The following is a 23,642-nucleotide window of genomic DNA, read 5'->3' on the forward strand; positions in this document are numbered from 1 at the left end:
CCGAAAACAAGAAAGGCGCCCCGTGGGGCGCCTTTCTTGCATTCGAGGGGTCGGAGATCTGCGTTAGCCGTCGAACTTCTCCAGTACCAGGCAGGCGTTGGTGCCGCCGAAGCCGAAGCTGTTGGACAGCACGCGCTTGACCTCGGCGTCGTCACGACGCTCGGTGACGATATCGAAGCCGGCGGCCTGCTCGTCCAGGTGCTCGATGTTGGCCGAGGCGGCGATGAAGCGATGCTCCATCATCATCAGCGAGTAGATGGCCTCCTGCACGCCAGTGGCGCCCAGCGAGTGGCCGGTCAGCGATTTGGTGGAGCTCATCGCCGGGGTCTGGTCGCCGAACACCTCGCGGATCGCCTTCAGCTCGGCGACATCGCCTACCGGTGTGGAGGTGCCGTGGGTGTTGACGTAGTCGATGTCGCCATCGACCGTGGCCATCGCCTGGCGCATGCAGCGCGCCGCGCCTTCACCGGACGGAGCGACCATGTCGTGACCGTCGGAGGTGGCGCCGTAGCCGACCACCTCGGCATAGATCTTGGCGCCGCGCGCCTGGGCATGCTCCAGATCCTCGAGCACCAACATGCCGCCGCCGCCGGCGATCACGAAGCCGTCGCGCGCCTGATCATAGGGCCGCGAGGCCTTCTCCGGCGTCTCGTTATAGTGGGTCGAGAGGGCGCCCATGGCATCGAACAGGCAGGACAGGGTCCAGTGCTCTTCCTCGCCGCCGCCGGCGAACACCACGTCCTGCTTGCCCAGCTGGATCTGCTCGACGGCACTGCCGATGCAGTGCGCCGAGGTGGCGCAGGCCGAGGAGATCGAGTAGTTGACGCCCTTGATCTTGAAGGGGGTCGCCAGGCAGGCCGACACGGTGCTGCCCATGGTGCGGGTGACCCGGTAGGGTCCCACGCGGCGCAGGCCCTTCTCGCGCATGACATCGGCGGCTTCGACCTGGTTGGCGCTGGAGGCGCCGCCTGAGCCGGCGATCAGGCCGGTACGCTCGTTGGAGACCTGCTCCGGGGTGAGGCCCGAATCTTCGATGGCCTGGGCCATGCTCACATAGGCATAGGCCGCGGCATCCCCCATGAAGCGGCGCAGCTTGCGATCGACAAGGGCGTCGAGGTCGATATCGACGACCCCCGCCACCTGGCTGCGGAAGCCGCGCTCGGCGTAGTCGTCCTTGAAACGGATGCCAGAGCGCCCGGTCTTGAGCGCATCGAGGACCTGGTGCCGGTCGTTGCCGAGGCATGACACGATACCCAGGCCGGTGACTACCACTCGTCGCATGGGAGCCTCCTGATCAGAAATTCGCGGTGGAGGTGAACAGGCCGACCCGCAGGTCATTGGCCTGGTAGATGTCGCGGCCGTCGACGGACACGGTGCCGTCGGCGATGCCCAGAATCAGGCGCCGGGTGATGATGCGCTTGACGTTGATATGGTACTTGACCTTCTTGGCGTTCGGCAGGATCTGGCCCGAGAACTTGACCTCGCCGCAGCCCAGGGCGCGGCCGCGTCCCGGATGGCCGAGCCAGCCCAGGTAGAAGCCGACTAGCTGCCACATGGCGTCGAGGCCGAGACAGCCAGGCATGACCGGGTCGCCGGGGAAGTGGCAGTCGAAGAACCACAGGTCCGGATGAATATCGAGCTCGGCGATCAGCTCGCCCTTGCCGTGTTCCCCACCCTCCTCATGGATGTGGGTGATCCGGTCGAGCATCAGCATGTTGGGTGCCGGCAGCTGGGCATTGCCCGGGCCGAACAGTTCACCTTGGCTGCATGCCAGCAGTTCTTCATGGCTAAAGGAGTGTTGCTTGATCACAGAATCATTCCGAGAGTCGACAGTAGGGTGGGCCGAGGACCGGCTAGACTGCGGGCTATTCTACTGGCAGCGCTTAATGATTGCACGTCGCCGCCCCCGGTCGCGTCCAGGCCCTCTGCGCGGAGGGGCGTCACCCGGCCAGCAATTAGGTGATTCGCCCCCTAAACCCATGATAGCGTTCGCCGATAGCGTCATGAAAGGCGAGAGAGTTTTTCATGCGCTCGTCCATGACCTCGGAACCGATGACATCCTATGTGGCCGCTCTTCACTCTCAATCGACCGCTGATCTGGCTTGGCCTGCTCGGCATTGCCGCCCTGCCCTGGGCCAGCGGCGTGGGGACGCGCCTGGGCGGCATGCTGCTGGTGGGGCTGGGGCTGTGGGATGCCTGGCGGATGGTGCGCAAGGAGCACGATCGCCGTGCCCTCGGCGAGCAGGCGATGCTGGCCTCCGAGGATGGGGTCATGATCTGCGATGCCCGCCACCGCATCCTGACCGTCAATCCGGCCTTTACCCAGATCACCGGCTATGACCTCGAGGAGGTACGTGGCCAGGACCCCTCCACGCTCTCGGCCGGACGCCATGACAAGGCCTTCTACGACCGCTACTGGCAGGCTCTGAGCTCCTCCGGTAAGTGGGAGGGCGAGATCTGGAACCAGCGCAAGCAGGGCGACCAGTACCCGGAATGGCTGCGCATGCAGTCCTTCCGTGATGAACGCGGCCGGCTCACCCATTATGTGGGCCTGTTTACCGACATCTCCCGCCACAAGGCCCGCGAGCAGGACCTGCGCCGCATCGGCTTCGAGGATCCGCTGACCGGCCTGCCCAACCGGCGCCGCCTGCATGACCTGCTGAGCTCCCGGCTGCGCCACCTGAGGGCCGGCGAGGGGCTGGACATGGCGCTGATCGATATCGATGGCTTCAAGGCCATCAATGATGCCATGGGCGTCGAGGCCGGTGACCGACTGCTGGCGCGCTTCGGTCAGCGCCTGGCGCGCCAGGTCGCCGGCGGCGTGGTGGGACGCCTGGGCGGCGACGAGTTCATGGTGATCCGCACCACCACCTTCGATGATCACGATGCCTGGGTCGCCGGGCTCTGCGAGCACCTGACGGCACCCTTCGAGCAGGAGGGGCAGTCGTTGCGGCTGGGGCTGACCGTTGGCAGCTGTCGGGCGCCGGACGACGGGCGGGAGTCCAGCGTGCTCTTCCAGCGCCTGGAGAGCGCGCTCTACGGCGCCAAGCGTCATGGCCGCAATCATCATCGCCGCTTCCAGCCCTCCCTCGATGTGCAGGGGGATCGTCAGCTCGAGCTGGTCAACGACCTGCGCGCGGCCCTGGCGCATGGCGGCCAGCTCGAGCTGTATTACCAGACCCAGCATAACCTCCAGGATGGTGCCCTGGTGGGGATGGAGGCCCTGATGCGCTGGCGTCATCCCCGGCTGGGCATGGTCTCTCCCGGGGATTTCATCCCGCTGGCCGAGCGCCACGGCCTGATGACGCCGCTGGGCGCCTGGGTGACCGAACAGGCGGTCGCCCAGCTGGCGCGCTGGCAGCAGGTCGGGCTGCCGCCGGTGCCGGTGTGGGTGAACGTGTCCGCGCTGCAGCTGATCCAGGGCGACCTGGAGGCGCACCTCGCGGCCTGTCTGGCTCGTTACCAGGTGCCGGCGCGGCTGCTCGGGCTCGAGCTCACCGAGTCGGTGCTGCTCGACGAACGCGCCGGAGATGTCTACCCGCGCATGACCTCACTGCGCGACAAGGGGCACCAGATCGCCATCGACGACTTCGGCACCGGCTATTCCTCCCTGAGCTACCTGAAGCGCCTGCCAGTGGACAAGCTCAAGCTCGACCGCGCCTTCGTGCGCGCCCTGCCGGACGACAGTGGGGACGCGGCGATCGTCGGCGCGGTGCTGGCGATGGCCAGGGGCCTGTCGTTGGAGGTGGTGGCCGAGGGGGTGGAAACAACGGCGCAGCGGGACTTCCTGCGTCAGCAAGGCTGCCCCACCGTGCAGGGCTTCCTGTATTCGCGGCCAGTGCCCGCCGCCGAGCTCGAGGCACGACGGCAGAGCGAAGCGGTATCATCTGCTGACGGCGTCGGCATGGAGACCGATCCGGCATAAGGGCGACGGAGAAGCCGCCCTAGGCGCGTTGCTCCCCCAGATGCCGGCAGAGCCCCAGGCACAGTAGCGCCCAGACCACGGCCTCCGCCGGCAGCAGCCAGGGGGCCAGCTCCACGCCGGCCAGGCGCGCGCCGGCCAGATACGACAGCGGACCACTCGTCGCCCCGCCCAGCGCCGCCAGCCAGGGATGCCGCCATAGCCAGGCCAGCGAATGCCGCGGCAGGGTGGCGAACAGCGGCCACAGCAGCCACATCCACAGGGGCAGCGGCAGAGCCATCACGGGTCCTGCCCCCGCGCTCGCCAAGGCCAGCTCACTCGCCGACTCGGCGCCGAAGCCGAAACCGCCGAGCAGCGAGAAGCCGCCATCGACGATCAGCCCCAGGCCGGCAAAGCTCGCCACTAGCCGCCATTCTCCCGGCCGCCCCAGCCAGGAGAGGTGCCCGGCCACGATCAGTGCGGCAACGGCACTTCCCACCGCACTGCCGCCCAGCACGCAGGCGAACCAGCCGAGCTGGAAGGCCGCGATGTTGGCGACCGTGACCTGCCAGCCTCCGGGCGTCGCCCGGGTCACGGCGCCCCCGTCAGGGCATCGCGGCGAGCACCGGGCTTGGCCATCAGCAGGTGGCAGGTGCCGATGCTGCGCTCCAGGAAACCGCCCTCGCAGTAGCACAGGTAATAGCGCCACATGCGAATGAAGCGTTCGTCGTAGCCGAGCTTGCGGACCCGCTCCAGGCGAGCTTCGAAGCGATGACGCCACTCTCGCAAGGTGCGCGCATAGTGCAGCCCGATCTCGTCAAGCGACAGCACGTTCAGCGAGGTATGGCGGGTGATGCCGTCGAGGATGGCGCGGTGCGAGGGCAGGAAACCGCCGGGGAAGATGTAGCGCTTGATGAAGTCCATCTCGCGCTTGGCGGCCTCGAAGCGCTGGTCGCGGATGGTGATCGCCTGCAGCATGACCAGGCCGTCGTCGGTGAGCAGCCGGTCCAGGGTGGCGAGATAGGTGTTGAGGTACTGATGCCCCACCGCCTCGATCATCTCCACCGAGATCACCCGATCATAGCGGCCCTCGAGATCCCGGTAGTCCTGCTTGAGCAGGGTGATCCGCTCGCCGAGCCCCTCTTCCTCGATGCGTGCCGCGGTGTGGGCATATTGCTCGTCGGAGATGGTGGTGGTGGTGACCCGGCAGCCGCGGCTCTTGGCGGCGTGAAGGGCGAGCCCGCCCCAGCCGGTGCCGATCTCCAGCAGGTGGTGCTCGGGGCCCACGTCGAGCCGGTCGAGCATCACATCGAGCTTATGGGTCGAGGCCTCCTCGAGGCTCGCCTCCGGGTGCGGGAAGATGGCGCTGGAGTACATCCAGTGCTCGGTGTCGAGGAAGGTCGCGAACAGCTCGTTGCCAAGATCATAGTGGGCCGAGATGTTGCGCCGGGCGCCGCGCTGAGTGTTGCGCTGCAGGGCGTAGGCAGCGGTCAGCAGCCAGCGACCGAAGCGCGCGCTGCCGTTCTCGACCTCGCCGTTGACCCGTTCCAGATTGGCGGCGAACAGCCGGGTCAGAGCGACCAGGTCATCGGCCTCCCAATCGCCATCCATGTAGGCCTCGGCGGCGCCCACCGTGCCGCCCAGCGCCAGCCGGCGCCAGGCCTGGGGGCGATTGACCACGACTGTGACCGAGAGCGGCCCGCCGCGGCCCAGTTCATGGCGCTGATCGCCCTCGATCAGGGTGATCTGGCCGCCCTCGAGATCGGCCAGCTGGGCGAGCAGGCGGGGCTTGAGCAGTCGGGTCAGGCGATCGCCGGTATCAGGCTGCGGCGCTGAGGTGGCAGAGCGGATCGTACTCACGACGGTGTCTCCTCGCGGTGGGGATGATCATGGACCGGTACCCGCTTGGCCCATAGCCGCAGGGCCTCCCAGTGAATGCCGGCCAGGGTCTTGAGGCTCATGAAGGGCTGACGGGCCAGAGTGGCGACCAAGGCGCCGCGGGTGGCGGGCCGGGCCTTGAGGGTCAGGGTGGCATCGAAGTGCAGGGCGTCATCCTTCCAGGTCTCCATGTGCATCATCAGGTGCTCCCCGGGGGTCGAGAAGCGCCAGCGGTAGGTCATGTCCATGGGGTTGAAGGGCGAGACGTGCATCGCCTTGGCGAAGCGGGCCTGGTGACTGTGGAGAGTCGGGTCGACGCGGCAGGCGTAGCGCACCCGCTCGCCCCAGGGCGTGTTGGACACCTCGGCCAGCAGCGCGACCAGCCGCTCCTCGGCGTCGTAGGCGTAGTAGAGGGTGATCGGGTTGAAGGCCACCCCCAAGGTGCGCAGCTGGGTCAGCATGCAGACCCGGCCGTCCGGGGCCTCGCCGAGCTGGCGCGCGAGCTCCTCGCGGACCACCTCCTTCAGCGGCCTGTCGTGGGGCGCCAGATAGTCCGCGCGGCGAAAGCGGGCCAGCGCCAGCCGGCCTTCGCCGAAGCCCGGCACGCCGCGAAACAGCCTCGGCAGCTCGTCGAGATCCAGCCAGGCCATCCACAGGCCATAGCAAAAGGCGTGGTCACGGGGCAGGTGGCGGCGATGGCGCAGCCGGCCGTGATAGATCCGCGAGCGGGGCGCGCGGATCATGCGGGCGTCTCCATGGCGGCGTCCTGATGGGCTCGGGGGGAGTCGAGGACGAGCCCGTCGGCCGGGCGCGGCGCGTCCCCCAGCGCCAGGGCCACCCGGCGCGCACTCCAGACGCCGTCCTCATGGAAGCCGTTGCGCCAGTAGGCGCCGCAGAAGTGGGTGCGGCTCTTGCCGCCGGAGATCTCTCCGTGGCGCGCCTGAGCCGCCTGGCCGGTCAGCGTGAAGCAGGGGTGGGCGTAGGTGAAGCGCCCCAGTACCCGGCGCGGGTCGATGCTGGCGCTGTCGTTGAGGGTCACGCAGAAGGTATGCGGGGCCTCCAGGCGCTGCAGGATGTTCATGTCGTAGGTGACCGAGACCCGGGCGGCGTCGCCGCGGCCGTCGAGGCGGTAGTTCCAGCTCGCCCAGGCCCGCGGGCGCCTGGGCAGCAGGCGGGTGTCGGTGTGCAGCACCACCTCGTTGTCCTGATAGGGCAGGGCGCCGAGGATCTCGCGCTCGGCGTCACTGGGATCCTCGAGCAGGGCCAGGGCCTGGTCCGAGTGGCAGGCCAGCACTACCTGGTCGAACTGCTCGACGCCGTGGCGGCTTTCGATCTCGACGCCATCGGCGTGGCGGCGAATGCCCTTGACCGGGCTTGCCAGGCGGATGCCCTCGGCATAGGGCGCGGTCAGGGCCGGGATGTAGGCTCGGGAGCCGCCGACCAGGGTATGCCACTGGGGGCGGTGGCTGACCGATAGCAGGCCATGGTTCTTGAAGAAGCGCACGAAGAAGGTCAGCGGGAAGCCCTTCAGGTCGCGGATGCTGGCCGACCAGATCGCCGCGCCCATCGGCAGCAGGTAGCGGCGGCGGAAGTCCTCGCCGTAGCCGCCGGCCTCGAGGTAGTCGCCAAGCGTCAGCGCCGGGTCGAGGCGTCCGCTTTCCAAATCCCGCACCGCCTCGCGGTTGAAGCGCAGGATGTCGGCCAGCAGACGGTAGAAGCGGGGACGCAGCAGGTTTCGACGCTGGGCGAACAGGGTGGACAGGGTGTGGCCGTTGTACTCGAAGTCATAGCTGCGCTCATGCACCGAGAAGCTCATCTCGGTGGGCTGGCTGGCCACGCCCAGCTCGGCCAGCAGGGCCTGGAAGTGCGGGTAGGTCCAGTCGTTGAAGACGATGAAGCCGGTGTCGATGGCGTAATCGCGGCCGTCGAGGGTCACGTCGATGGTGGCGGTGTGCCCGCCCAGGCGGTCGGCGGCCTCGAAGAGGGTGATATCGTGGTGCTTCGACAGGTAGTAGCCCGCGGCCATGCCGCTGATACCGCTGCCAATGACGGCGATGCGTTGCCGGCTCATGTCTGATCTCCTGCTGCTTCGGTGTCGCGATCACGGATCATGCGCTTGCCGAGCCGAAAGCGCAGTCCCGGCGGCAGGATGCCCATCAGCTTGACCAGATAGGTGAATCGCTTGGGGAAGTGGATATCCAGTGCGCGCCGGGCGAGGCCCTCGAGGATGGCCTCGACGGCGGTCTCGACGCCGACCCGCATCGGCATCGGGAAGTCGTTGCGGTCGGTGAGCGGCGTCTTGACGAAGCCCGGGTGGATCACGCTGACATCGATGGCCTCGGCGGCGAGGTCCAGGCGCAGCGATTCCATGAAATAGGTCAAGGCCGCCTTGGAGGCGCCGTAGGCCTCGGCTCGGGGCAGCGCCACGTAGGCCGAGGCACTGGACGTGGCCGCCAGTAGTGGCCGGCTGCCGTCCCGGTCCCGCGCCTGGCGCAGCAGCGGCAGCGCCGCCTCGATGGCGTACAGGGCGCCGTGAAAGTTGGGGGCGAAGACTCGCTCGATCAGGTCGACATCGAAGTCTCGGGCGTCCAGGTATTCGCAGGTGCCGGCGTTGAGCAGTACCAGCTCGAGCCCGCCGAAGGCGGCGTCGATGCGCTCGCCGGCGGCGGCCACGGCCTCGCGATCGGTGATGTCCAGCGGCACCGCCAGGGCGTTGTCGCGGCCCTCGGTCAGCGCCGCGAGCCCCTCGGCGCTGCGGGCGCTCAAGGCGACCCGATGGCCGTCGTCGAGGAGGCGTTCGGCGAGGGCTCGACCGATGCCCGAGGTGGCTCCGGTCAACCAGATGCGCTGTGGTGCGAGTGTCGCGGTCATGCATCCTCCTGGCCAGACGGCCCTGTCTGCCTCGATGGGCGGTCCTGATGTCGGCGCCATCCCTTGATTGCCTACAGCTACGGCAATCGGAGCGATGACGTGTCAGGTGCCGGCCCGCCGCTTGAGGTGACGGATCACCCCGCCGAGCAGGGGCAGGCGTTCATAGAGCAACTCGCCGGCATCGAAGTAGTCCCGGTGGCACCGTACCTTTTCTCGTTGCTCTCCCAGACCCTCTTCCTCGCCGCCAGTCCCCGCCGGCGCGAAGATCAGGTGCGAACAGCCTTCCACCTCGTAGCGCCTGCCGCCGGCCAGCCGGGGGTGACGCAGGGTCATGGTCCAGGTGACGAAGGCGGTATCGCCCTGACGCTGACGATGATGGAAGCTGAATCGGCATTCCTGTACGTGGGTGTACAAGGCGGCGAAATACCCTTCCAGCGTGCTCAGACCCTCGATGCGGTGCAGTGGATCCTGAAAGATCACGTCCTCAGTGTATACGCTGCTCAGCTTATTTGTACAGGTCTTGTCTAGCTTGTTGAAGAAGGCGCAGAAGGCGTCCAGTGCCGGGTCCCGTGACATGGGCATGACTCCTGTGAAAGCGACGTCCCGTCAGGACGACTCGTGCTTGAGGGCCTTGAAGGCGTCCAGCGCCCGGGCGCGGGCCGCCTTGTGGTCGACGATCGGGGCGGGGTAATCGGCCTCGCCGAGCAGGTCGTCCGCTGGGGGGGCATGGCGCTGCTTGGCGGGCAGCGAGGCCAGGGCGGGCAGGTAGGTGGTGAGGAAGGTGCCGTCCGGGTCGAAACGCCGGGACTGGGTGGTGGGGTTGAAGATGCGGAAATAGGGCGCGGCATCGGTGCCGGTGGAGGCGGCCCACTGCCAGCCGCCGTTGTTGGCGGCGAACTCGCCGTCGATCAGGTGGCGCAGGAAGAAGGCCTCGCCGCGGCGCCAGTCGATCAGCAGGTGCTTGGTGAGGAACATGGCGGTGACCATGCGCAGCCGGTTGTGCATCCAGCCGGTCTCGACCAGCTGGCGCATGGCGGCATCGACGATCGGATAGCCGGTGCGCCCCTCGCACCAGGCCTGGAAGGCGGCCTCGTCGTTGCGCCAGGCCAGGGCCTCGGTGTGCTGCTGGAAGGCGCGATGACGGCACACCCGGGGAAAGCCGACCACGATGTGCTGGTAGAACTCCCGCCAGACCAGCTCGTTGACCCAGGCCGCGAGCCCTGCATCGCCCTCGCTCAAGCTGCCGTCGTTTTCGCCAAGCACCGCCTGGCAGCACTGGCGCCAGGAGAGCATGCCCAGCGCCAGGTAGGGGGAGAGTTCGCTGGTGCCGGCCACCGCCGGCAGGTCGCGCTGCTCCTTGTAGTGCCGCCCACGAAAGCGCAGGAACCGCTCCAGCCGGTCGGCGGCGGCCTGCTCGCCGGCGGGCCAGCGCTCGGGGGCGGCGGGGGTGTCCTCCAGGGCAGGCAGGTCGGGCACCGGCTCGCTTGCGATCCCGAGCGGCGCCTGGACGGCAGGCGTGTCGCGTAGCGCCAGATGCTCCGGGGTTAGCGCCCGGTGCCAGGCCTTGGCGAAGGGCGTGAAGACGCTGTAGAAGTCGCCCTGGCCGGTGCGCAGCTCGCCGGGGGCGAAGGCGATGGCATCGGTATGCGCCCGGACTTGAAGGCCCGCGCCTTCGCCGGCCTCGATGACCGCCTGGTCGCGGCGCCATTCGTTGAGGGGGTACTCGCGGTTGAAGTGCAGGGCGCTGGCGCCAACCTCCTCGGCCAGTGCCAGCAGGGTCGCCGGCGCCTCGTCGAAGTGGGCGATCTCCCGGTGCAGCAGCGGGATGTCGTAACCGGCAAGATCCTTGGCCAGGGCGGCGACCCCGCGATTGAGGAAGTCGAGCTTGTTGGCGCCGTGGCCGTGGGCCTGCCACTGGGGCAGGCAGCGCAGGAAGACGGCGACCACCGGGCCCTGGCGGGCGGCCTCGCTCAGGGCGGTGTTGTCGTGCAGGCGCAGGTCGCTGCGCAGCCAGACCAGTCGCGGGGCCATGTCGGCCCGAGTCGCACCTTGCATGATCGCTCCTTCCTTCATGTGGGCTTCATTCGGGCCTCGTACGGATGGCGCGCGGCGAGTGCCTCCGGACGGGAGGGGCCGGTCGCCGTCGGCCGCGACCGTCAGCCCCGAATCAGTGGCTTGAGTCGGGACACGGCCTGAATGGGGTCGTCGCCGAGTACCGCCACCGGGGTGCCCTGCAGCTCCTGTTCGCGGATGCGCGCCACCGGGCCACAGAGGCCTAGCGGTACCTCGAGCTGGTCGGCGAGCTTGGGCAGCTGACGGCGGAACAGGTCGGTGCGCTCGGCCTGGCCGCTGCAGACCAGCATGGCGGACGCTCCCAGGCGCTGCACGGCCAGCGGTATCTCGCCCAGGGGCAGGGCGTCGTCGAACAGCTGTACCCGGTAGCCGGCGTCGCTTGCCGTCAGGGCGATCAGCAGCTCCCAGAGCATGCCGTGCGCCTCCGGCAGGCGGCTGATCAGCACCGTACCGCCGCTACTTGACTGGTTGGCGTGATAGAGACGGGTGCCGATGCGGCTGCGCAGGAAGGCTTCCAGGGTCGCGCGTTGTAGCCTCGCGCCCAGCTGATCGCCCCAATGCTCCTCGAGGGAGGCGACCAACGGCCTGAACAGTTCGCCGACGCAGGTGGCCACCGGATAGAGCGTCATCGCCTGGTGATAGAGGGCGTCCAGGCGGTTGAGGTCCAGGGCCTCGACGGCGGCCTGCCATTGCTGGCGCTGTGCGCTCCAGTCGCCGGTGGCCGGCGCCTGGGGTTCAGCCGGCGCCGGCTGATCCAGCAGCTCCCGGACCTGGCTGACCGGCACCCCGCGGTTGAGCCACTGCAGGATCTGCTCGACCCGCTCCACGTCCTCGTAGGCATAGAGGCGATGGCCCTTGGCGGTGCGCTGGGGACGAATCAGCCCGTAGCGTCGCTCCCAGGCCCGCAGGGTCACCGAGTTGACCCCCGTCAATCGCGAGACTTCACGAATGGGGTAGAGCGGCGTGTCGGCCGGATGGGTCACCTTGGTAGTCATGCGCTGGGAAGCCTCTCGCTGTGTCGGTCGAATCAGCGACCGGCAGGGCGCTGCGCTACGTCGCTGATGAGCCTAAGAATGGTGCAAATTATTATACAAGGCAATGACGTTGTACAAAGCGTGCGACGAGAGACGCCCTGCCATCGAGGCCGTTCAGCCGCCGGCGCGTTCGTCGATGATGCCGGCCAGGGCGTCGACGAAGGCGGGGTGCTCGCCCACCGGCGGCAGCAGGGTCAGGGCGATGCCGGGGTGGGCCTCGCCGAGGGCGGTGATCTGTCCCGGCACATCCTCGCGCAGGTGACGACCGGCGGCGAAGAAGAGCGGCAGGATGTCGGCGCGAGTGATGCCATCCTGTGCCAGGTCGGCCACCGTCGCCTCAAGCGATGGCTCACAGAGTTCCATGTAGGCCATGCGCAGCGGCGTGGACTGGCGGCCCGCCAGGGTCTCGGCGAGCGACTCGAAGGGCGCCTTCCAGCGCGGGTCTCGGGAGCCGTGGGCGAGCAGGATCAGGGCGTGTGACATTTCATACCTCGTACGTTGAATACATTATGGGCGTGGCAGGGCCTGACGAGCGCGGCACCCACGACGGGGAGCACGCGGGGCATCGCGCTGCGCCCGACGCTAGTGGCCCAGTTCGGCGGCCAGGGCCTGGCCCAGGTCGTGACCGGAGAGCCAGGCATCCTCGACCCGGGAGGCACGGAAGCCATCGCCGGCGAGGGCGAGGCCCTGGGCGCTCAGCCGGTAGCCGGGCCCCGAGACCTGGCCGGCCGGCTGGGCATAGCGCCAACGGTGGGCACCGAGCAGCCGCGGCCTCGGCAGCGGTCGGCCGTAGAGCGTCTCGAAGGCGGACAACAGCCGTGGGGCGACCGTCTCCGCGTCGTCCTCCAGCCAGTCGGCACTGGCCGCGGGGCCGGCCAGCAGGGTCAGGCTCTCGCCCTGTCCTGTGCGGCCGGGCTTGGAGTCGTTGCGGCTGACCAGAGACAGCGGGCCTGAATTGACGAAGGCGGCCTGCCAGTCGTCGTCTACGCCGGGCGGCGGGGGAAGCGGTGCCTCGAAGAGCGCATGGCCGGCCCAGCAGGGCCGCTGGGTGACGGCGCGACAGTCGGCGGCAAGGGCCGCATCGTGAGGCGCGACCAGCGGCTCCGCCTGAGGTGTGGGTACCGTGATCACCACCCGGGCATAGGGGCCATGCTCCTGACCCTGGTCGTCGGCCAGCCACCAGCCGTCGGCCTGTTGCTCAAGGGCGGTGATGCGGGTCTGAACATGCAGGGTGAGCCCCTCGGCCAGCGCGCGGGTCAGGGCGCTCATGCGCGGCACGGCGCTGTAGCGGGTCTGGTCATCCCGATGCGGTTGCCAGCCCTTGGCCTCGACCCGCCACAGCCGTGTCGGCCAGGGTGCCACCAGGCCCGCCTGGCGCCAGGCGTCGACTCTGGCGGCGAAGCGGGGCTCGCGGGCGGTGAAGTACTGGGCGCCCAGATCGACGACCGCGCCGGGCAGCCGGCGGCTGGTCAGGCGGCCACCGGGGCCACGGGCCTTGTCGAAGATCTCGCTTGAGACGCCGCGCTCGGCAAGCACCCGGGCGCAGGCGAGCCCGGTGAGGCCGGCGCCGATGATGGCGATGGAAGGCATGGCGGTCATGAATCCTCCGTGAGTCGGGCGTACCCAGGACAGGCCATTATCCTACCCGGTTAACAGTTTCGTATAAAGCCTGTATAACATTAAGGGGGTGCCCGAGGCAGTGTGCCTCGGCTCCGGTATCCGATACAGCCCTGTCCGCCGGCCCTTCAAGGCGCCTTGCCAGGGAGGAGCCCGCGGGAGCCGATATCACGCTCGGTGGCTGTCATCTGAGCCTATCCTCAGGGTAGCGTGAGGCAAGACGACAGCGAGCGCGACGACGGCGAGCAGGACGGACAAGGGCACGACTCAGCATTCACGGGAGGCAGCATGCGCATTCTGATCACGGGAGGTACCGGCTTCGTCGGCAGGCCACTGTGCCGACGCCTGGCCGAGGCGGGGCATGACCTGCTGGTGGTGTCCCGGGACCCGGTTGCCGCACGGCAGGTGCTGCCGGCAAGCGTGACGGTCGCGGCCTCGGTGATGGAATTCGCCGAGGCGCGGCCGGAGGCGATCATCAATCTCGCCGGCGAGTCGATCGCCGGCAAGCGCTGGAGCGAGGCCCAGAAGCGTCGCCTGGTGGACTCCCGGGTCGAGATCACCCGGGAGTTGGCGGACCTGTGTGGCCGGCTGGCCGAGGCCGGCGCCGCGCCGCGAGTGATGATTTCCGGCTCGGCGATGGGCTACTACGGCGATCAGGGTGATACCCGGGTCACCGAGGACACCCCGCCCCACGATGAGTTCGCCCATCGGCTGTGCGAACGCTGGGAGCAGGAAGCCAAGGCGGCCGAGGCCCACGGCGTGCGGGTGGTACTGGTGCGCACCGGTCTGGTGCTCGAGAAGGACGGCGGTACTCTCGCGAAGATGCTCCTCCCCTTCAAGCTGGGGCTCGGCGGTCCCTTCGGCAGCGGGCGCCAGTTCATGCCCTGGATCCACCGCCAGGACATGGTGGCGTTGCTCGAGTTTCTGCTTGAGCGCGAGGACCTCACCGGCCCCTTCAATGCCTCGGCCCCCCGGCCCGAGACCAACGCGGCCTTCACTGCCACTCTGGCCCGGCACCTCAAGCGGCCGGCGTTCATGGCGGTGCCGGCCTGGGTGCTCAAGATCGGCCTTGGAGAGATGGCCAACCTGCTGCTGACCGGGGCCGACATGCGCCCGGCGCGCCTCGAGGAGGCCGGTTTCACCTTCGAGTACCCGACCCTCGATCAGGCGCTGACGGCGATCCTCGGTCGCTAGTTTCTTCCTCAGCTTTCTTCATACGAGCGCCTCCCCTCAAGCCTCAGCCCTCGAGGTCTGGCTCGAACGTTCCGCTCGAATGTTTCGCCTGAATGTCTCGCACAAACGCAACGCGCCCGGCCAAGGTGGCCGGGCGCGTTGCGTGATATCTCGTCTATCGGAGCTGCCGCGGGCGCCGGTCAGGCGGCGCCTGCGTCGATACGGACGGGGGAGACTAGTCGGTATCGATGGTGACGATCACCCTCACCGCATCCAGGCGCAGCCGGGTGCCCTCGATGGCACTGTCCAGGGCGGTCCGGGTCTCGGCGAGGGCGTTGAGCTCATCCTCGCGCACCGCTGGGTTGTGACGGGAGAGCGCCTTGAGGCGGGCCAGTTCGCCATCCAGGGTCTCGCGCATGCGGGTCTGGGCGGCCTCGACGATGCTCGGCAGCTCCCGTTCGGCTTCCTGCTCGCCCTGGGTCAAGAGCTCGCGCAGCTGGTCGTGGCGATCCTTGATCAGGTCGCGGGCCACCGCCTTCTTGACCTTGGTGAGGTTCTTGGCGAGGCCCCCGAAGGAGACCTTGGAGGACAGGTTGCTGCCGGTCTCATCGAGCAGCACCCGCACCGCGGTCGCCGGCAGGAAGCGGTTGACGTGCAGCTTCTTCGGCGCAGGGCAGTGGGTGCGGAAGACCAGCTCGGTCATCAGGCGACCACCGGGAATCGCCGGGTGCTTGAGCAGCGCCAGGGCGGTGTTGCCCATGTTGCCGTCGAGCTGGCGGGCCATCATCTCGCGCACCAGCGGATGCTCCCAGGACAGGTGCTGGACGTCGTCCCGGGCCAGGGCCTTCGGCCGCGACAGGGTGGCCGAGAAGCCATCCTCGCCCTTCACCAGTCCCGGCAGGCCATCGAGCATCTGCGGGCTCGGCTGCAGGTGCAGGATCTCGCCCCCGAGCTCCTGGCTGTCGACGCCGAAGATATCCAGTGCCTGTTCCAGGTAGCGCGGCAGTGCCTTGTCGTCGTCGAGCTCGCGGATCGCCTCGATGACCTTGGCGGCGCGGGCGGGGCGGCAGGCATTGTGTTCGAGCAGGCGGTTGCGACCGGCCTCGCGCTCCTTGAGCTTGGCCTCGAACAGCGCGCGGGTCTCGGTGATCAGCTCCTCGAGGCCTTCCTCGTCGAGCAGCGCCTCGGCCAGTTCATCGCCGAAGGCGTCGAACAGCTCGCTGCCGACCGCGTGGGGGGCGCTGAAGGCATCCATTCCTTCCCGGTACCAGCGCAGCAGGCGGGCGCCGGGGCTCTGCTCGAACACCGGTACATGCAGCTGGATGGCGTGCTGCTGGCCGATGCGATCCAGGCGGCCGATGCGCTGCTCGAGCTGGTCCGGGTGCTGCGGCAGGTCGAACATCACCAGATGACGGCAGAACTGGAAGTTGCGGCCCTCTGAGCCGATCTCCGAGCACACCAGCACCTGGCAGCCGTCCTCGGTGTCGGCGAAGGCGGCGGCGGCCCGGTCGCGCTCGACCAGGGTCAGGCCCTCGTGGAACACCGGCGCATGCACGCCGCCCAGCACCCGCAGGCCCTCGGCGAGCTCGAGAGCGGTGTCGCGGTCGTGGGCGATGACCAGCATCTTGTCGTCGCCGACCTCGGTGAGCTGCTCGAGCAGCCAGGTCACCCGGGGGTCGAATTGCCACCAGGGCTCGGCGTTGAGCGGGTCCTCACCGAGCGCCCGGTACATGGCATCCGGGTAGATCAGCACGTCCGGGTGATCCAGGCCGGTCTCGATCAAGAGCTCGTCGAGGTAGTCCTCGTCGCGCTCGATCCGGCGTAGCACCCGGCGATAGGCCGAGGGCAGGGCGAGCTCGCTGACGTGCAGCTCGCGGGCCGGGAAGCCGCCGACGTGACGGCGGCTGTTGCGGAACATCACCCGGCCGGTGCCGTGGCGATCGAGCAGCTGCTCGGTGAGCTGGCGCCTTGCGGCCTCGCGCTGGGTGTCATCGCTCTCCGGCTCGGCCAGGGTGTCGAGCAGGGCCTGGCTGTCGGCGTCGTCGATCACCGCGTCGATCCGTGCGCGGGCGGTGTCGCCCTCGGCTGCGGTGGCGGCGGGCAGCGTTTCCAGGGCATCGATGGCCTCGGCCACCTGCACGTAGCCGGCTTCCTCGGCCTTGAAGCGCTCGAGGTCCTGATAGCGGTCCGGGTCGAGCAGGCGCAGTCGTGCGAAGTGGCTCTCAAGCCCCATCTGCTCCGGCGTGGCGGTGAGCAGCAGCACGCCGTCGATGGTCGTCGACAGGCGCTCGACGCAAGCGTAGCCGGGACCCTGTTCGTCCGGGGTCCAGTCTAGGTGATGGGCCTCGTCGACGATCAGCATGTCCCAGTCGCAGGCCTCGGCCTGGGCCTGGCGGTGCGGGTTGTTGAACAGCCACTGCTGGCTCGCCAGCACCAGCTGGCCGGTCTCGAAGGGGTTGCCGTCGCTGTGCGCCTGGCTCTGATGTTCGTCGAGCAGAGTGACCTTGAGGGCGAAGCGGCGCAGCAGCTCGACCAGCCACTGGTGCGTGAGGCTGTCCGGCACCAGGATCAGCGCCCGCTCGGCGCGGCCGGTGAGCAGCAGCCGGTGCAGGATCAGGCCCGCTTCGATGGTCTTGCCCAGGCCCACTTCGTCGGCCAGCAGCACCCGCGGGGCGTGGCGATGGGTGATCTCGTCGGCGATGTAGAGCTGGTGATCGATCAGGTCGACCTTGGGGCCGGCCAGGCCCAGCGCCGGGTTCTGCTCGATGCGGTTGTGATGGTGCAGAGTGCGAAAGCGCAGGTTGAACCAGTCGTTGCGGTCGACCTGGCCGGTCAGCAGGCGATCGCGGGCCTGGTCGAACTGCATGGTGTCGGCGAGCTGTGCTTCGGGCAGCTCGCGCAGCTGGCCCTGATCATCCTCGCCGATATAGACGATCAGGCCGCGCTCTTCCTTGCTGTCGTCGACCAGCATCTGCCAGCCCTCGGCGGACTGGATGCGGTCGCCGCTGCCGAAGGCCACGCGGGTCAGCGGGGCCTGGCGCACGCTGTAGGTGCGGGTTTCCTCGCTGGCGGCGAACAGCACGGTGACGGTTCGGAAATCGCAGTTCAGGACGGTGCCCAGACCCAGCTCGGCTTCGCCGTCACTGATCCAGCGCTGGCCGGGAGAAAATTCGCTCATGCTGCCTCGGATACTGAAAGGGACGATGCGCACGCAGCCGGCACAAGGGGGCCGACGACGACAGGGCGCGGTATCTTACAGCAAAGCGGAGCGCGGCTTAAGTAGGGAAGGCGCCAACAGCGCCTCGGAAGGGCAGGGCGCGCTCAGCGCGTCATCCAGGCGTCGAGCTGGGCGCGGGTGAGCTCGCCGACATGCCGCTCGATCAGCCGGCCGTCGGCAGCGAAGTAGAGACTGGTGGGCAGCCCCGGCGACTCGGCGATCACGCCAAGACGCTGGTTGGGGTCGAGCAGGGCCTGGTCGAAGACCAGGTTCTGGTCGTCCAGGTAGCGCACCACCTGCAGGAGTTCTTCCCCCTGGTTGGCGACGACCACGGTGATGTCGTCGCGGCGGGCCGCCTCGGCGAGCAGCGGCATCTCGCGCAGGCAGGGCGGGCACCAGGTGGCCCACAGGTTGATCAGCACCGGCTGACCGGTCAGCGTCTCGAGCTCCACCGGCTCGCCGTCGAGGTTCTCAAGCGTCAGTTCGGGCAGGCTGCGCAGGCTGAGGCTTGTGCCCAGCGGGTTCCAGCCGACCAGCGCCAGCCACAGCGCCGAGCATCCGAGCAGCAGGGCCAGGCCGCCGAGCAGGCGCCCCAGATGGTCGCGCAGCGTCCAGGCCGTCCAGGCGCTGGCGGCGGCGAGTCCCGCCAGGCCCAGGTAGCCGGGCTGCCAGACCTTCAGCGCGTCCAGCGGCGCCGCGGCGAAGCTGTCCAGGTGGGTCAGCACATGGCCCAGGCGCGCACCGACCAGCCAGCTGAGCAGCAGACCATTGAACCAGCGAGCATGAGCGCGGCGGGGCAGGCCCAGCAGCACCAGACTCAGCGTCAGCAGGAGAAGTGCCGCGGCCAGGGCGTAGAGGCGCGGCAGCGAGATCAACAGCGGGCCGAGGGCCAAGGCATCCATGTCATCGAGCTCCGGGAAGCGGGAAAAGAACGTAGGAGTAACGCGCAGAAGGAATACCAGTGCCGCATGGCGGCGAATCGCGGTTAGCCTACTGCCTCGCCCGATGGCTGTCACGGAGAGGGCGGCATGACCTGCAGGGGAAACGGGCGCTGGCCCTTGGCGGGAAGGCGGGAATGGGACAGGATAGCCGCACCCATCTGCCGGAGGCATCCCGATGCGCCATCTTTTCCCCTTGATTCTGATCTGCCTGCTGGGCCTGAGCGGCTGCTCCACGCTTTCCTATTCGGTCAGTGAGGAGACCCTGCAGAAGGAGCTGATGGCGGCCGTGGAGGGCTACGACCGGGCTCAGCTGAAGGCCGGTTCGCCGCTGGCGCTGACTCTTACGTCTACCGAACTCGCCGTCGGCCCGGACGGTCGCGACGTGGTGCGCCTGGCGGTGGCCGGTCGCGTCGCCATCAACGCCTTCGCCGCCAACATGCCCGCCGATGTGGCCCTGAGCCTGGAGGGCACGCCCTACTACGACAACGACGAGGGAGCGATCTACCTGCGTCGCCTGTCGCTGCTCGACAGCCGCGTCGAGGCGCCCTGGCTGCCCATGGATATCGCGCCGGTCACCGACCTGGTGGTGCGCCTGGTCGCCCAGACGCTGGAAAGCGTGCCGGTGTATCGCCTGGACCCGGACAGCATGGGCTGGGGCTGGAAGGAGCGCCTGGCCTCCCGGGCCGTGACCCTGGACATCGAGCCCGGGCGGCTGGTGCTGAAGCCGGGGCTCTAGTCCCCATCGACCTCCCTGGCGCCTCGGCAGGGAGATGCCTTTCCCTGTCCTCATCCGACCGTTATCCACACCGGGAGCTCCCATGGCCAAGCCCGCCTTCGACATCCTGCGTGCCCTGGCGATCACTAGCCAGGCCGCCGGCCTGATCGCCATCATCACCCTGGAGACCGTGCTCGGCGATGCCGCTCGGCCCTGGCAGGGCCTGACCCTGGGGCTGATGGTGGCGGCGGCGCTGGCGCTGGCGGTGGCCCGCACCTACCGGCGCAACCGCCAGCGCAAGCGCGCCGAGCGGCACTGAGGCGCTGTTCAGGCGCCCGCTGCGGCGCACCGGCATGACGAACGAGGGGCGGTGGCATGAAGCCACCGCCCCTCGTCGTTTCACGGCGCCTTCTGCCGCCGGGGCAGCGCGTCCTGGACGCCCTCGCGATCAGTCCCAGTCGGGCGCGAAGCCGGGGTCGGCGATGCGCTCGCCCCGCTCGAGGGTGGCGATCTCGTCGAGCTCGGCGTCGCTCAGGGTGATCGAGAGCGCCTCGAGGTTGCTCTTGAGGTGATCGGCCTTGGTCGAGGACGGGAAGGTCACGATATCCAGCGCCTGGAGCCAGGCCAGGGTGACCTGAGCCGGCGTGGCGTTGTGGTTCGCGGCGATACGCTTGAGGGTCTCGTCCTCCATCACCTTGCCCACGGCCAGCGGCATGAAGGCGGTGACCGTGATGTCGTGACGCTTGCAGTGCTCCACCAGCGCGCGGTTCTGCAGGAAGGGATGCACCTCGATCTGGTTGGTCAGCAGCGCCCCTTCGCCGAGGATATCCACCGCCTGATCGATCTGCGCCATGGTGAAGTTGGAGACGCCGATATGGCGGGTCTTGCCGGCTTCCTGCACCTCGCGCAGGGCGGTGAGGTAGTCGCGCATCGGCACCTCGTCGTTCGGCGACGGCCAGTGGATCAGCAGCAGGTCGACATGATCGGTACCGAGCTTGTCGAGGCTCTCATCGACGCTCTGCTTGAGGGCGTCGGGGGCGAGCTTGTCGTGCCAGACCTTGGTGGTCAGGAAGATCTCGTCCCGCGGCACCTGACTCTCGGCGATCGCTTGGCCGACGTCGGCCTCGTTGCCGTACATCTGGGCGGTATCGATATGGCGATAGCCCAGTTCCAGGGCCGTGGTGACGGCGCTCTTGAGGGTGTCGCCCTCGAGGCGGAAGGTGCCGAGGCCGGGATTGGGGATAGCGGTATGCTGCGTCATGCAACCTCCGTGTCAGTGGTCGCGAAACAGGACATGGCGAGTGCGCCGCTCAAGTGCGGTTCTCAAGTACGGTTCTCAAGTACGGTTCTCAAGTACGTCGCGTAAGTACGTCTCTCGAGTCCGTCCTGAGTGTGCTCGCCATGTGTCGATAGCGTACTAACTACTGTGGGGGTCATCCCGCCGGCTTCAAGGGCGGGATGACGAACGCCGGTGATGGACCCTGGTGGCTCAGAGGCCGAGAGCCTCGAGCAGGACCTTGGCCACCGGCTCGGAGGAGGGCGGATTCTGACCGGTGATCAGGCGACCGTCACGGCGGGTGTAGGGAGCGAAATCGTCGGCCTTGGAGTAGGTGCCGCCGCAGGCGATCAGCGCATCCTCCACCAGCTGCGGGACGATCTCGGTCAGGCCCACGGCGTCTTCCTCGCCGTTGGTGAAGCCGGTGACCTCACGGCCCTTGACCAGTGGCTCGCCGGATTCGTCACGCGCATTGAGCAGCACGATGGGCGCATGGCAGACCGCCGCCACCGGCTTCTGCTGAGCCCAGAAGGTCTCGATCAGGCGGATGGAGTCGGCATCGTCGACCAGGTCCCACAGCGGCCCGTGGCCGCCCGGATAGAAGATGGCGTCGAAGTCGTCGGCCTTGATGTCCGACAGGCGGTGCGTGCTGGCGAGCTGCGCCTTGGCCGCGTCGTCCTGCTTGAATCGACGGGTCGCCTCGGTCTGGCTCTCTTCGGCGTCGCTCGCGGGATCCAGCGGCGGCTGGCCGCCCTTGGGTGAGGCCAGGGTCACCTCGGCGCCTGCATCCAGGCAGGCATAGTAGGGCGCCGCCAGTTCCTCGAGCCAGAAGCCGGTCTTCTTGCCGGTGTCGCCGAGACGGTCGTGTGAGGTCAGTACCATCAGAATGCGTTTGCTCATGTGAGGCTCCTTGTGATGGCGTGGGAAGCGGGCTCGCCGCCCTCGGCGGCGAATTCGATGGTCACCATGCTAGGGGCGGAAGTAGTATTCGAGAACTGATGAATCCTGATATGAGGTATTCGGTTCGTGAATATCGCCGGCAAGGACCTGAATCTGCTGCTGCTCTTCCATGTGCTCTACCAGGAGCAGAGTGTCTCGGCGGCGGCGCGTCGCCTGGCGCTCAGTCAGCCGGCGCTGAGCCACAAGCTCGCCAAGCTGCGTCATGCCTTTGGCGATGAGCTCTTCGTGCGCGCGCCGCGGGGCCTCACCCCCACGCCCCGAGCCCATGAACTGGCGCCCCGGGTTCAGCAGCTGGTGGCGGGCATCGAGGGCTTCTTCGACTTCTGCGAGGGCAGCGACTACCTGGCCCGAGTCGACCGGGTCCATCTGTTCACCACCGACTACATCGAGCAGCTGCTGTTGCCGCGCCTGTTGCCGGTGGTGCGTCGGGAGGCGCCCCACCTGCAGCTGGTGACACACAACACCCGCGGTCGCCTGCCCCGGGCCGAGCTGGAGACAGGCGAATGCGACATCGCCATCGCCGGCTTCTATGACAACCTGCCCGACAGCTACTACCAGCAGCGCATTCATCATGAGGACTTCGTGGTGCTGGCCGCCCGCGATCACCCGCGCCTCGGCGCGGGGCTGGATCTCGAGGCCTACCTGGCCTGCTCGCACCTGGTCACGACCCTGACCGGTGACCTGGACGGCCACATCGACAAGCGGCTGCGCGAGCAGGGCCGTTCGCGGCAGGTGGTGGCGGGGCTATCGAGCTTCACCGTGCCACCGCTGCTGGTGGCGGAGAGCGACCTGCTGCTGACCTGCCTGAGAAGTATCGCCGAGCAGGCGGTCAGGCGCTTTCCTGGCCTCGTGATGCATGACTGCCCGGTCGCGGTGAGCGAGATCGATGTGATTCAGACCTGGCACCAGCGCACCCATGATGATCGGCTGCGGCGCTGGCTGCGGGGGCAGATCAAGAGGCTGCTTGAGCCGGCGCTGCCGTGGGAGGGCTGAGCCGCCGGCGCCAGGGCGCCCGGGGAAGCGAGAGTGCCAGCAGGGCAATCGCCAGGCCGGCCAGTGCCAACGCCCAGACGACCAGCAGCAACAGCTCGAGCTCGCCCACCGGGCCATCCCGATAGCTGCCGTGCCACAGGGCCCCCTGCACGAGCCAGAAGCCCAGGGCGCCGGCCAGGGAACGGTGCAGGTGGCGAACCAGCACGAACCACCAGGCCAGGCACCAGCCGAGTGCGGCCACCAGCGGCCCGGCGGCCAGCCATCCCAGGCCCTGTGCCTGCCAGATATGGCCCGCTCCCAGTGACAGGCCGGCGAGCAGGATCGTGAGCGCAAGGGAGATCACGCACTCCCTGAACCAGCCGGGCAGGCCAGTGTCGGGCGCGACGGCATCGGTCTGATGAAGTGAGGAGGGTCGGGCCATGGGATAGCCTGCCGATTAGCGGATGGGGGGACTCTCTATCCCTACAGGGTCGCGACGGCGATGGCAACTCGACGGCAACGATGGGGCTTTACCCAGGGCAATATGACTCGCCCGGGTGGCTGTCGGATTGGCATGGGTGAGATACACTCGAGATGGGCCACCCTGAATGGGGTGGCCGGCAAGACCGGCAAACGCGCGATGGCGAGACAACAATCCCCTTATAAGGAGCCGAGATGCAGCCGCTTAGCTATTACTACGTCAATGTACTGGAAGCGATGGAGAAGCCCTGCGACGTCCCCGCCGCAGAGCGCCAGGAAGGCTTTGATCTGCTCTATCAGCAGGGCGGACGCGTGGAGATCGACCTCATGCAGCAGGCCGAGCAGGCCCTGGCCGAGGGCGCGCCCTTCCACTGGCACGAGGCGATTGATGCCGAGCAGCAGGCCAAGCTGCGCCGTGCCCTCGAGGATCAGGACCCGGCCAAGATCCACAAGCTTCTCCACCGCAACGGCTATGCCAGCATCCTCTACCACCACGCGCGCACCCATTTCCCCGCGGTGCCCGGTGCTGCCTGA

The 23,642-nt window shown here is 68.2% G+C and carries 23 protein-coding genes; 6 read left to right on the forward strand and 17 right to left on the reverse strand.

Annotated elements, in window-relative coordinates; genetic code table 11:
• Window positions 1-63: 63 nt before the first annotated feature.
• Window positions 64-1,281 (reverse strand): beta-ketoacyl-ACP synthase I, encoded by a 1,218-nt coding sequence (gene fabB, locus IEJ03_RS01270; protein ID WP_192035944.1) that lies wholly within the window; start codon window positions 1,279-1,281, stop codon window positions 64-66.
• A 13-nt stretch (window positions 1,282-1,294) separates the two neighbouring features.
• Window positions 1,295-1,810, reverse strand: coding sequence for a 3-hydroxyacyl-[acyl-carrier-protein] dehydratase FabA (fabA, locus tag IEJ03_RS01275; RefSeq protein ID WP_192035945.1), 516 nt, complete (start codon window positions 1,808-1,810; stop codon window positions 1,295-1,297).
• Between the two features lie 252 nt (window positions 1,811-2,062).
• On the opposite strand from fabA, the gene IEJ03_RS01280 reads away from it, so the two are divergent.
• Entirely contained in the window at window positions 2,063-3,925 is a 1,863-nt protein-coding gene (locus tag IEJ03_RS01280) for a GGDEF domain-containing phosphodiesterase (protein ID WP_192035946.1), read from the forward strand.
• A 19-nt stretch (window positions 3,926-3,944) separates the two neighbouring features.
• Here IEJ03_RS01280 and IEJ03_RS01285 read toward each other — a convergent pair whose 3' ends face one another.
• From IEJ03_RS01285 to IEJ03_RS01330, 10 genes are all read right to left on the reverse strand, one after another.
• On the reverse strand, window positions 3,945-4,496 hold the full coding sequence (locus IEJ03_RS01285; RefSeq protein ID WP_192035947.1) for a DUF2878 family protein: 552 nt from the start codon (window positions 4,494-4,496) through the stop codon (window positions 3,945-3,947).
• Window positions 4,493-5,761, reverse strand: a complete 1,269-nt coding sequence (locus tag IEJ03_RS01290; RefSeq protein ID WP_192035948.1) for a cyclopropane-fatty-acyl-phospholipid synthase family protein — start codon at window positions 5,759-5,761, stop codon at window positions 4,493-4,495. Before IEJ03_RS01290 ends, IEJ03_RS01285 begins: the two co-directional genes overlap by 4 nt.
• Entirely contained in the window at window positions 5,758-6,522 is a 765-nt protein-coding gene (locus IEJ03_RS01295; protein ID WP_192035949.1) for a DUF1365 domain-containing protein, read from the reverse strand. The genes IEJ03_RS01290 and IEJ03_RS01295 overlap by 4 nt, the downstream gene beginning before the upstream one ends.
• Complete coding sequence (locus tag IEJ03_RS01300) at window positions 6,519-7,850, reverse strand: FAD-dependent oxidoreductase (protein WP_192035950.1); 1,332 nt, start codon at window positions 7,848-7,850, stop codon at window positions 6,519-6,521. Before IEJ03_RS01300 ends, IEJ03_RS01295 begins: the two co-directional genes overlap by 4 nt.
• A complete protein-coding gene (locus IEJ03_RS01305) occupies window positions 7,847-8,650 on the reverse strand; it encodes an SDR family NAD(P)-dependent oxidoreductase (protein ID WP_192035951.1) in 804 nt (267 codons plus the stop codon). Before IEJ03_RS01305 ends, IEJ03_RS01300 begins: the two co-directional genes overlap by 4 nt.
• Before the next feature lie 102 nt (window positions 8,651-8,752).
• Window positions 8,753-9,226, reverse strand: coding sequence for a nuclear transport factor 2 family protein (locus IEJ03_RS01310; protein ID WP_192035952.1), 474 nt, complete (start codon window positions 9,224-9,226; stop codon window positions 8,753-8,755).
• A 30-nt stretch (window positions 9,227-9,256) separates the two neighbouring features.
• Window positions 9,257-10,681, reverse strand: a complete 1,425-nt coding sequence (gene phrB, locus IEJ03_RS01315) for a deoxyribodipyrimidine photo-lyase (RefSeq protein ID WP_192037128.1) — start codon at window positions 10,679-10,681, stop codon at window positions 9,257-9,259.
• 125 nt (window positions 10,682-10,806) lie between these two features.
• Window positions 10,807-11,718 carry a MerR family transcriptional regulator gene (locus tag IEJ03_RS01320; RefSeq protein ID WP_192035953.1) on the reverse strand — a complete coding sequence of 304 codons (912 nt, stop codon included), beginning with the start codon at window positions 11,716-11,718 and terminating at the stop codon, window positions 10,807-10,809.
• 153 nt (window positions 11,719-11,871) lie between these two features.
• Window positions 11,872-12,240 (reverse strand): CbiX/SirB N-terminal domain-containing protein, encoded by a 369-nt coding sequence (locus tag IEJ03_RS01325; RefSeq protein WP_192035954.1) that lies wholly within the window; start codon window positions 12,238-12,240, stop codon window positions 11,872-11,874.
• Between the two features lie 99 nt (window positions 12,241-12,339).
• Window positions 12,340-13,356 carry an FAD-dependent oxidoreductase gene (locus IEJ03_RS01330; RefSeq protein WP_192035955.1) on the reverse strand — a complete coding sequence of 339 codons (1,017 nt, stop codon included), beginning with the start codon at window positions 13,354-13,356 and terminating at the stop codon, window positions 12,340-12,342.
• A 306-nt stretch (window positions 13,357-13,662) separates the two neighbouring features.
• Here IEJ03_RS01330 and IEJ03_RS01335 point away from each other — a divergent pair, with 306 nt between their 5' ends.
• Window positions 13,663-14,568 (forward strand): TIGR01777 family oxidoreductase, encoded by a 906-nt coding sequence (locus IEJ03_RS01335; protein WP_192035956.1) that lies wholly within the window; start codon window positions 13,663-13,665, stop codon window positions 14,566-14,568.
• A gap of 214 nt (window positions 14,569-14,782) precedes the next feature.
• Here the strand turns inward: IEJ03_RS01335 and rapA are convergent, their stop codons facing one another.
• Window positions 14,783-17,725, reverse strand: a complete 2,943-nt coding sequence (gene rapA / locus IEJ03_RS01340) for an RNA polymerase-associated protein RapA (RefSeq protein WP_192035957.1) — start codon at window positions 17,723-17,725, stop codon at window positions 14,783-14,785.
• Window positions 17,726-17,868: 143 nt separating this feature from the next.
• Entirely contained in the window at window positions 17,869-18,666 is a 798-nt protein-coding gene (locus tag IEJ03_RS01345; protein WP_192035958.1) for a TlpA disulfide reductase family protein, read from the reverse strand.
• 214 nt (window positions 18,667-18,880) lie between these two features.
• Here IEJ03_RS01345 and IEJ03_RS01350 point away from each other — a divergent pair, with 214 nt between their 5' ends.
• Both IEJ03_RS01350 and IEJ03_RS01355 read left to right on the forward strand, forming a co-directional pair.
• Window positions 18,881-19,441 (forward strand): DUF1439 domain-containing protein, encoded by a 561-nt coding sequence (locus tag IEJ03_RS01350; RefSeq protein WP_192035959.1) that lies wholly within the window; start codon window positions 18,881-18,883, stop codon window positions 19,439-19,441.
• A gap of 82 nt (window positions 19,442-19,523) precedes the next feature.
• Window positions 19,524-19,739: a hypothetical protein gene (locus IEJ03_RS01355; RefSeq protein ID WP_192035960.1), complete on the forward strand. Its 216-nt coding sequence runs from the start codon at window positions 19,524-19,526 to the stop codon at window positions 19,737-19,739.
• A 129-nt stretch (window positions 19,740-19,868) separates the two neighbouring features.
• Here IEJ03_RS01355 and dkgB read toward each other — a convergent pair whose 3' ends face one another.
• Both dkgB and IEJ03_RS01365 read right to left on the reverse strand, forming a co-directional pair.
• On the reverse strand, window positions 19,869-20,681 hold the full coding sequence (gene dkgB / locus IEJ03_RS01360) for a 2,5-didehydrogluconate reductase DkgB (RefSeq protein WP_192035961.1): 813 nt from the start codon (window positions 20,679-20,681) through the stop codon (window positions 19,869-19,871).
• A gap of 228 nt (window positions 20,682-20,909) precedes the next feature.
• Window positions 20,910-21,596: a type 1 glutamine amidotransferase domain-containing protein gene (locus IEJ03_RS01365; protein WP_192035962.1), complete on the reverse strand. Its 687-nt coding sequence runs from the start codon at window positions 21,594-21,596 to the stop codon at window positions 20,910-20,912.
• A gap of 126 nt (window positions 21,597-21,722) precedes the next feature.
• Between IEJ03_RS01365 and IEJ03_RS01370 the strand changes: the two genes are divergently transcribed.
• Window positions 21,723-22,649, forward strand: a complete 927-nt coding sequence (locus IEJ03_RS01370) for a LysR family transcriptional regulator (RefSeq protein WP_192035963.1) — start codon at window positions 21,723-21,725, stop codon at window positions 22,647-22,649.
• Here the strand turns inward: IEJ03_RS01370 and IEJ03_RS01375 are convergent.
• Window positions 22,609-23,070 carry a hypothetical protein gene (locus tag IEJ03_RS01375; protein ID WP_192035964.1) on the reverse strand — a complete coding sequence of 154 codons (462 nt, stop codon included), beginning with the start codon at window positions 23,068-23,070 and terminating at the stop codon, window positions 22,609-22,611. The two genes, IEJ03_RS01370 and IEJ03_RS01375, sit on opposite strands and share 41 nt — an antisense overlap.
• 233 nt (window positions 23,071-23,303) lie before the next feature.
• Between IEJ03_RS01375 and IEJ03_RS01380 the strand changes: the two genes are divergently transcribed.
• Entirely contained in the window at window positions 23,304-23,642 is a 339-nt protein-coding gene (locus tag IEJ03_RS01380; RefSeq protein WP_192035965.1) for a hypothetical protein, read from the forward strand.

This window comes from Halomonas sp. YLGW01, assembly GCF_014840935.1.
Taxonomy (GTDB): Bacteria; Pseudomonadota; Gammaproteobacteria; order Pseudomonadales; family Halomonadaceae; genus Onishia.

Coding starts and splice junctions, on each gene's coding strand:
- IEJ03_RS01330 (WP_192035955.1), bottom strand. CDS start 13,356: ATGACCGCCATGCCTTCCATCGCCATCATCGGCGCCGGCCTCACCGGG.
- IEJ03_RS01345 (WP_192035958.1), bottom strand. CDS start 18,666: ATGGATGCCTTGGCCCTCGGCCCGCTGTTGATCTCGCTGCCGCGCCTC.
- IEJ03_RS01310 (WP_192035952.1), bottom strand. CDS start 9,226: ATGTCACGGGACCCGGCACTGGACGCCTTCTGCGCCTTCTTCAACAAG.
- IEJ03_RS01325 (WP_192035954.1), bottom strand. CDS start 12,240: ATGTCACACGCCCTGATCCTGCTCGCCCACGGCTCCCGAGACCCGCGC.
- IEJ03_RS01375 (WP_192035964.1), bottom strand. CDS start 23,070: ATGGCCCGACCCTCCTCACTTCATCAGACCGATGCCGTCGCGCCCGAC.
- IEJ03_RS01350 (WP_192035959.1), top strand. CDS start 18,881: ATGCGCCATCTTTTCCCCTTGATTCTGATCTGCCTGCTGGGCCTGAGC.
- IEJ03_RS01320 (WP_192035953.1), bottom strand. CDS start 11,718: ATGACTACCAAGGTGACCCATCCGGCCGACACGCCGCTCTACCCCATT.
- IEJ03_RS01355 (WP_192035960.1), top strand. CDS start 19,524: ATGGCCAAGCCCGCCTTCGACATCCTGCGTGCCCTGGCGATCACTAGC.
- rapA (WP_192035957.1), bottom strand. CDS start 17,725: ATGAGCGAATTTTCTCCCGGCCAGCGCTGGATCAGTGACGGCGAAGCC.
- IEJ03_RS01280 (WP_192035946.1), top strand. CDS start 2,063: ATGTGGCCGCTCTTCACTCTCAATCGACCGCTGATCTGGCTTGGCCTG.
- IEJ03_RS01295 (WP_192035949.1), bottom strand. CDS start 6,522: ATGATCCGCGCGCCCCGCTCGCGGATCTATCACGGCCGGCTGCGCCAT.
- IEJ03_RS01335 (WP_192035956.1), top strand. CDS start 13,663: ATGCGCATTCTGATCACGGGAGGTACCGGCTTCGTCGGCAGGCCACTG.
- IEJ03_RS01300 (WP_192035950.1), bottom strand. CDS start 7,850: ATGAGCCGGCAACGCATCGCCGTCATTGGCAGCGGTATCAGCGGCATG.
- dkgB (WP_192035961.1), bottom strand. CDS start 20,681: ATGACGCAGCATACCGCTATCCCCAATCCCGGCCTCGGCACCTTCCGC.
- fabB (WP_192035944.1), bottom strand. CDS start 1,281: ATGCGACGAGTGGTAGTCACCGGCCTGGGTATCGTGTCATGCCTCGGC.
- IEJ03_RS01365 (WP_192035962.1), bottom strand. CDS start 21,596: ATGAGCAAACGCATTCTGATGGTACTGACCTCACACGACCGTCTCGGC.
- IEJ03_RS01305 (WP_192035951.1), bottom strand. CDS start 8,650: ATGACCGCGACACTCGCACCACAGCGCATCTGGTTGACCGGAGCCACC.
- IEJ03_RS01380 (WP_192035965.1), top strand. CDS start 23,304: ATGCAGCCGCTTAGCTATTACTACGTCAATGTACTGGAAGCGATGGAG.
- phrB (WP_192037128.1), bottom strand. CDS start 10,681: ATGGCCCCGCGACTGGTCTGGCTGCGCAGCGACCTGCGCCTGCACGAC.